9 protein-coding genes are annotated in these 6,558 nt (G+C 56.7%); 6 read left to right on the forward strand and 3 right to left on the reverse strand.

The genetic code is table 11. The annotated features are described in order from the left end of the window. Positions 1–11 precede the first annotated feature (11 nt). Positions 12–287 carry a hypothetical protein gene (locus tag AC286M_RS37435; protein ID WP_488209235.1) on the reverse strand — a complete coding sequence of 92 codons (276 nt, stop codon included), beginning with the start codon at positions 285–287 and terminating at the stop codon, positions 12–14. Between the two features lie 132 nt (positions 288–419). Then, on the reverse strand, positions 420–782 hold the full coding sequence (locus AC286M_RS37440) for an ImmA/IrrE family metallo-endopeptidase (RefSeq protein ID WP_488209242.1): 363 nt from the start codon (positions 780–782) through the stop codon (positions 420–422). Between AC286M_RS37440 and AC286M_RS37445 the strand changes: the two genes are divergently transcribed. Then, positions 738–1,010 carry a hypothetical protein gene (locus tag AC286M_RS37445; RefSeq protein WP_488209244.1) on the forward strand — a complete coding sequence of 91 codons (273 nt, stop codon included), beginning with the start codon at positions 738–740 and terminating at the stop codon, positions 1,008–1,010. The genes AC286M_RS37440 and AC286M_RS37445 overlap by 45 nt on opposite strands. Here AC286M_RS37445 and AC286M_RS37450 read toward each other — a convergent pair. After that, the gene (locus AC286M_RS37450) at positions 986–1,333 is read right to left on the reverse strand and encodes a helix-turn-helix domain-containing protein (RefSeq protein ID WP_488209236.1); all 348 of its coding nucleotides are present in this window, start codon (positions 1,331–1,333) and stop codon (positions 986–988) included. The genes AC286M_RS37445 and AC286M_RS37450 overlap by 25 nt on opposite strands. A 131-nt stretch (positions 1,334–1,464) precedes the next feature. Between AC286M_RS37450 and AC286M_RS37455 the strand changes: the two genes are divergently transcribed. The 5 genes from AC286M_RS37455 to AC286M_RS37475 all read left to right on the forward strand — a co-directional run bounded on the left by AC286M_RS37455 (position 1,465) and on the right by AC286M_RS37475 (position 5,543). Beyond that, on the forward strand, positions 1,465–1,806 hold the full coding sequence (locus AC286M_RS37455) for a multiubiquitin domain-containing protein (RefSeq protein ID WP_488209237.1): 342 nt from the start codon (positions 1,465–1,467) through the stop codon (positions 1,804–1,806). Further along, the gene (locus AC286M_RS37460) at positions 1,781–2,959 is read left to right on the forward strand and encodes a ThiF family adenylyltransferase (RefSeq protein ID WP_488209238.1); all 1,179 of its coding nucleotides are present in this window, start codon (positions 1,781–1,783) and stop codon (positions 2,957–2,959) included. Before AC286M_RS37455 ends, AC286M_RS37460 begins: the two co-directional genes overlap by 26 nt. Further along, complete coding sequence (locus AC286M_RS37465; RefSeq protein ID WP_488209239.1) at positions 2,949–3,380, forward strand: ubiquitination-like system serine protease family protein; 432 nt, start codon at positions 2,949–2,951, stop codon at positions 3,378–3,380. The genes AC286M_RS37460 and AC286M_RS37465 overlap by 11 nt, the downstream gene beginning before the upstream one ends. Before the next feature lie 105 nt (positions 3,381–3,485). Next, positions 3,486–4,268, forward strand: coding sequence for a competence protein CoiA (locus tag AC286M_RS37470; RefSeq protein ID WP_488209240.1), 783 nt, complete (start codon positions 3,486–3,488; stop codon positions 4,266–4,268). A 969-nt stretch (positions 4,269–5,237) separates the two neighbouring features. Beyond that, positions 5,238–5,543 (forward strand): SOS response-associated peptidase family protein, encoded by a 306-nt coding sequence (locus AC286M_RS37475; RefSeq protein WP_488209243.1) that lies wholly within the window; start codon positions 5,238–5,240, stop codon positions 5,541–5,543. Positions 5,544–6,558 lie beyond the last annotated feature (1,015 nt).

Below are 6,558 nucleotides of genomic sequence, written 5' to 3' on the forward strand. Positions count from 1 at the left end.
CTATAAGACCTCTATTCCTGAATTGTTGAAACATTCGGCCAGCGTGCGAACCGGCGCGCTTTTGGAATCCTGCGTAGATCGCCGCTGCGCGTACGATTTTCTTCGGCGGGAGAAAGATTCGTCAGATCGAGGCCTGTCTGCTCGGCGACGATGGCTCGCCCCAAGTCGCCCGAACGTGCATCGAGCGCCCGAGAAATATCGTCGGTGAAAGCGTCGCGTCTGCGGACGTTCGATTTCGAACTGCCGTATGTCGTCGAACGATTGTAAGTTCGCGATGGTACGGGCAAGCCGTTCGTCCATTTCGCTGATCCTCCCGTCGTCGATAATTCGCGAAACCACGAATTCCCGCAATTATTCGCTTCGGATGTGGTTGGTGGCACGAAATATTATTTCAATACGATATGAGTAACGCCTTTGTCTTACGCGCTCGCAGCTCGCCTTGTGTATTGCATTCTTCTGGCAAATATCGTCTGGGCACCGCTGATCTTCAGGCGGTAACCCAGCATTGCGGCACTGACGCCATACAAGCCTTGCGCCTGACCCGTGAGACCTTGCTCTAGAATGTAGAGCGCTGCCTCCTTCGGGACCAGAAGTGCTCCCCCCAAGAAATGGGCCTCCGCTTCGTCGCCGCTATCTCGTGTCCGGTCCCCGTCGTCCGTAAGTGGCGGTGTGCATTTATGCCCGAGGAAGCAGTGGGCCAATTCGTGGCAAATGTTGCTACGCTGGCGATAGGGACTGTGACAATCGTTGTGCACGATGGCCGTATTCACGCCGCACGGCACGGTAACGGCCGAGAAAGCCGAGCTGTGACGACCCAAGAAATCGCAATCCGGGTGGATTTCGCTCAATTTGAGAAGCGGAATTCCGAAATGATCGCAGACCGCGACCGGGTCGATAGGATCATGCGCAAGCAAGCCCATCTTTTCGCGGATGCGAAGGGCGATACGATTTGCTTGAGCCTTGAACCCGTGCCGGAATTTCAAAATCAGTCACCCCGCAACTTCTTGTAGGTGCTGACCACGATCTCCTCCATCAGCTTCGCATTCGGTTTGGAAAGCTTCGGGTCGGCGCGTAGCAAGGCAGTAATTTCGGCAAGAGGCTCGGCCTTTTTGTTCCTCGCGCCGGGCATGAAGGCTTCGGCTTTCAGGTTGGCCCATTGCAAGAGGGCCGCAAGTCCGTTCACGTCGGGCTTTGCGCCTTGGCCGATGCGGGTGAGGGTGGAAGCGTTCACGCCTGCTTCCTCGGCTACGTCTTTCCAAGTCATTTGTTTGCTTAAACGCGCCGCGTTTAGGGCTGCGTAAAAGGCGTCGCTGTCGAACCGGTCCTCGGTCATGGCATCTCCGTTGTGAAAGTGAAATGAATTGCGAACTTGCAATCCTCGCGAATCCGCAATATACTTTATCAAATCGGTTGCACTTTCGCAATCAATGCTGCTGCCGGAAACGGCAAGGGAAGGAGCATGTCATGAAGATCGAAAATCAACGCAAACACGAGGAATCGGGGCCGAATAGCGCGGGCGACCAAGGGCCGGAGGGGCGAGGCAACGGCCGGGATAAACCAGACCCCGCCACCGTGACCATCGTCGTCAACGGGCGGGCGAAAAAGGTGCCCAAACACGTCGAACTCAGCTTTTGGGATGTCGTGAAGCTCGCCTTCGAGAATCCCCAGACCGGCGACGACATCCAGTACACGGTCCAGTACACCCGCGGCCCGGGAAACCGACCGTCGGGTACGCTGGTCGAAGGTCAAAGCGTGAAGGTCAAGGACAGGATGGAGTTCGATGTCACGTCGACCAATCGATCTTAGTCCGGACCTGCTTCGTCTCCAGAACGAAGGGTACGATATCGACATCCGGGGCGCTTACCTGCTCGCCGGTAACGTCCCGTATGTCGATTCGGATCGCACGATCAAGCGCGGGACACTGATCTCCAAGTTAAACCTGTCGGCAGACGTAACCAATAAGCCGGACGACCATGTCGCTTACTGGACCGGCAAGCATCCTTGCCACGCAGACGGCTCCAAAATTCGTTCGATCGAAAATGCCTCCGCGCCGCAGAGTTTCGGCGACGGCGTGCAGGCCGACTTCACGTTTTCCGCGAAAGCGGATTATCGCGACTACCACCACAAGATGACGACGTATATCGGGCGCATCGCCGGGGAAGCCGCCAAGATCGATGAAAATGTAAGTGCGCGGGTATACGCGCCGATAGCCGCCAACGATACGTCGAATGTTTTCAAATATCTCGACACGGCTTCCAGCCGCGCGGGGATCGGAGCCGTAAATGCCAAGATTGCGGGTCAGCGCATCGGCATCGCCGGACTTGGTGGCACGGGGGCATATGTCCTCGATTTCGTATCGAAAACCGCAGTGGCCGAGATACATGCGGCCGACGGCGATATTTTTTCGCAACACAATGCTTTTCGAGCGCCGGGCGCTGCGTCGCTGGAGCAGTTGCAGGCAAAGTTGAAGAAGACGACCTATTTCCGCGACATCTACGGCAACATGCATAACGGGATCGTAATGCACGACGTATTCCTCGACGAGGCCAATCTGCACTTGTTCGACGGGCTTGATTTCGTCTTCATCTGCCTCGACCAAGGCGAGATCAAACGGGCGCTGATCGAGCGGCTCACGGCCAACGGCACGCCATTCGTAGAGGTGGGTATGGGCGTAATATTAAACGACAACAGCCTGTCGGGCGTCGTAAGAGCGGTCGCCAGCACGGGCGACACGAGAGCGCTGGCCGCGCCGCACATATCGTTTTCCGAAAACGTCGACGGTGCGAACGAATACGCCACCAATATTCAGATCGCCGAATTGAATGCCTTCAATGCCGTCATGGCGGTCATTCTTTGGAAGAAACATTTCGGGTTTTACGACAGCGCCGAGAGCACCGTCTATTCCGGATATTCCTTAAGGCGGGGCGAAATCGTCGTGGAGTTGGCCGATGCGGAGTGACATCGCGCTTCGGCCGGAGTTCGTGGAATTCATTCCGGAAACCTTGGACGAGGGGATTATTTTCGTTTCGCGCAAATATCGCACGGCATCTCATCTTTGCTGCTGCGGCTGCGGCCTGGAAGTGGTCACACCCTTGAACGCTGCAAAATGGAGCATCACCGAGAACACGGACGGAACGATATCGTTGTGGCCCTCGGTCGGTAACTTGAGCTTCCCCTGCAAGTCGCACTACATCGCGACGAGGGGCAGAGTACATTGGGCGGGCGGGTTTTCCGCCGCGCAAATCGCTGCCATTCAAGCGCAGGACAAGCACGATACCATTGCGGCCATGCGTCCGCGATCGGTCTGGGGCGTAATGCTAGCCGGACTTACGCGTGCTTATCGAGCTGCGGTCGACAAGCTCGGATCTTGGTGGCGCTAGTAAGTCTCAAACCGAAAGAGAACTCGAAAAGTCAGCCGAGCGGGATTTCAAGAGAGGGGTTCGGATTAAGGGCGTGATCGGTGTTGCCCTAACCGAATGGAGGAGATGAAATTCGCTAATGTCGAAGGACAACGCCGCGAAGCCCAGCCGGGCCTGTCAGGCGCATGCCCGTCTTGCGGGGCAGTCATGGTCGCAAGGTGCGGCGATTACAGAGTATGGCACTGGGCGCATAGGGGTACTCGCGACTGCGACCCGTGGTCCGAGCCGGAAACGGAATGGCATAGGGCTTGGAAAAACGAATTTCCCGTCGACTGGCAGGAAATCGTGCAGTTCGCGCCTAACGGCGAGAAACATATCGCCGACGTGAAAACCAAGGCCGGCACGGTCGTTGAGTTTCAGCACTCTTTCCTCAAAGCGGACGAGCGCATTGCGCGAGAGAAGTTCTATCGGACCATGGTATGGGTCGTAGATGGACGAAGACGCAAGCGCGACGTGGCTCAACTGCAAAAATGCATTGGGCCGTGCGTCTTCGACCGCCAACCGTTTTTGCTTTTCGTTGCCAATCGGGAGGAGTCCGCGCTGCTGCGCGATTGGAACGACAGCCCCGTACCCGTTTATTTCGATTTGGGTTTCCAGGCAGAGGACGGCAGCCCGATTTTTTGGCGGCGCGATCCGATTAGCAGACGGGGTAGGGTGTATCTGACTCCAGTATCACGAGCGTCGTTCATAAAGGTACATCTCGAAGGAATCGACGCCGAAGCAAAATTCTCTGAAGGGGTTAGATTGATTGTAGAGAATATGCAACATGCAGCGCGACACTCCCAGCCATTTGCACTTTCTGGATACCAACGGCATCTGGCGCGACGGAAAAAACTCCGACGGTTCTAGCCGATCTTCGGGTGGCGATGCAGCGCATCGGCTGCCCGACCGGGCTCTATTCGCTGTACTCACCGAGCCAAAGCCTCGCTTCGTCTCGGCCCTTCGGGTGACGATCCCTCGCGCAATTCATATCGCGCCGCTCGCCGGAGGCAGTCGGTCCCGCGTCCCGCCTGATGGCGTCGCCATGCTGACGCTCCTGCGGCTGCCTTTTTAACCGGTCTCGCGGCCGCAGTCGGTCCCGCGCCAACAGGCGCTCCTGCGGCTGCATTGTTGCATGGATTGAAGAGGGGGCCTGCGGCCCCCCAGGCTGTCGGGGCGTTCACCGCCCCTTCCGGGAGGCCTGCAGATTAGCCCCGCTCGGTGTCGCGGGGCTAATCGGTCGCAGGTATTTATCGTCCTTAACTTTCACGGGCGGTAGGCCGGGGCGACCCATGTCCAAGATCGTCGAAGGCATGCGCATCGAAAAATGCGTGCGCCTCGACAATCTGCCCGTTCTGCATGCGCAGTATCCAGGCATAGCTGTTAACGTAACGTCTGCGCTTACTCGGGGTTTCCATGTGCAATCTCTACTCGCTGACAAAGGGGCAGGCCGCCGTCATCCGCTGACAAGAGCGATGCGAGACCGCACCGGCAATCTTCCGCCTCTGCCGGGGATTTACCCCGATTACATGGCACGGATAGTCAGGAATTTCGAAGGCGTACGAGAGTTGGCGATGGCCCGGTGGGGAATGCCGTCATCTCACCAGGCAATTTTCGAGGCGACGAAGAAGCGCGCGCAAAAGCTCGAAGGGAAGGGCAAGCCCGTCAATTTCAATGAGCTCCTTCGAATGGAGCCGGATGGCGGCGTCACGAATATCCGGAACACCTCTTCGAAGCACTGGACCCGATGGCTCGGTATAGAGAACCGTGGCGTTGTCCCGTTCACGTCCTTTAGTGAATTCAACAAGGCTCACGGCGGGAATGTCTGGTTCGCCCTCGATGAATTCAAGACCGCTCGCGTGCTTCGCGGGAATTTGGACGACCTGGATTTCGGTCAGGAAGGTGAGGGAAGGCGAGACGACCAATGTTCTATTTGGCTTTCTCACCACGACTCCCAACAACGTCGTTGGCCCTATTCATCCCAAGGCGATGCCGGTAATTTTGACACAGCCAGAAGAGATCGAGGGCTGGCTCACCGCACCGGTCGAAGAGGCACTAAAACTTCAGCGCCCGCTCGACGATGGGGTGCTGAAGATCGTCGCGACGAGCGAAAAGGAAGATAACGGGCAACTACAGGCAGGATAAAGCTTTGAAGAGCATCCCGATGTGTGCCGCTCCGTTGTTCGAGGGAAAGATGTCACCAGAAGACAAGGTGCTCCGCCATAAATTCTTAGCTCGTAGATAGGCCGTTTAGTGGTGGCGTATTCCAACGCGGAAAACGCGCTGAGCGTGATTTTTGTCGAGCTCGGAATATCCCGTTAGAGGCGCGAGTTCAGGCAGTTCCATGCTCGCTCCTCATTTGCGGAAGCTGACGCCGGCAGTTGAGAAGCAAAATCTGATCAGCATTGGAAACGCCTGAGCGAATGTCTGACTAGATATCGCAAGGTAAGGAACGCGGTCGCGCACAGCCAGATGGTGCCGGATGTTGAAGACAAACGCCGGGTCTACGTTTTACGAAACCCAACATTCACGCCTCATCGCGATGAGGACAGCATCCGGATTTCAGCACATAAGCGAGGCCGCGGCTGCCATTGAAGACGTCGTTGCAGAGCTCGCAAGTTCACGAGGATCACTCGGCAGCCTGGGAGAACGGCTCGGACCACAGATTGACCACAGAAACCCCGTGAACAGAAGTGAACAAACGTGGTCGAACACCACGAAAAACACCGTATTTTATTGAGTCTTCCAGGTCGAGAAGGCCGCTAGTAACGGTTTGGTTGCAGGTTCGGCTGCGACACAAGAGCCATGCTCTAGTTGTGATCAGACTGACGGTCCAAGACCAAGAGATCGCTTTTGCTCTAACCATCTCGGGGCAAATCGTAAAGTCGTGAGGTCATCACGCCTCGTGGCAGGCGGCCTTCGATTGCCGCCTTAACGAGGTTTGGCGCCAGGAATGCAAGCGAAATCGTCATAGTCACCTTTCGGACGCTGCAACGCTCGCGCTTGGCAATTTCCTCGGGGACTTTTGGCCTGCATGTGCCGACAAGTTCGTCGAGCCACCGGCGTGCCTTAGCGATTGATAAAGTCGCCATGAGTTTTGCCCGACGCGCGGCTAGGTGCTGATGAGTTATCCGTAACAGGACGCAATTAACCTTAGCAA

The organism is Thainema salinarum CENA647, assembly GCF_057732415.1.

Excerpts from the sequence above, each read along its gene's own strand:
- AC286M_RS37450 (WP_488209236.1), bottom strand. The coding sequence starts at position 1,333 with ATGACCGAGGACCGGTTCGACAGCGACGCCTTTTACGCAGCCCTAAAC.
- AC286M_RS37455 (WP_488209237.1), top strand. The coding sequence starts at position 1,465 with ATGAAGATCGAAAATCAACGCAAACACGAGGAATCGGGGCCGAATAGC.
- AC286M_RS37460 (WP_488209238.1), top strand. The coding sequence starts at position 1,781 with ATGTCACGTCGACCAATCGATCTTAGTCCGGACCTGCTTCGTCTCCAG.
- AC286M_RS37465 (WP_488209239.1), top strand. The coding sequence starts at position 2,949 with ATGCGGAGTGACATCGCGCTTCGGCCGGAGTTCGTGGAATTCATTCCG.
- AC286M_RS37470 (WP_488209240.1), top strand. The coding sequence starts at position 3,486 with ATGAAATTCGCTAATGTCGAAGGACAACGCCGCGAAGCCCAGCCGGGC.
- AC286M_RS37475 (WP_488209243.1), top strand. The coding sequence starts at position 5,238 with ATGAATTCAAGACCGCTCGCGTGCTTCGCGGGAATTTGGACGACCTGG.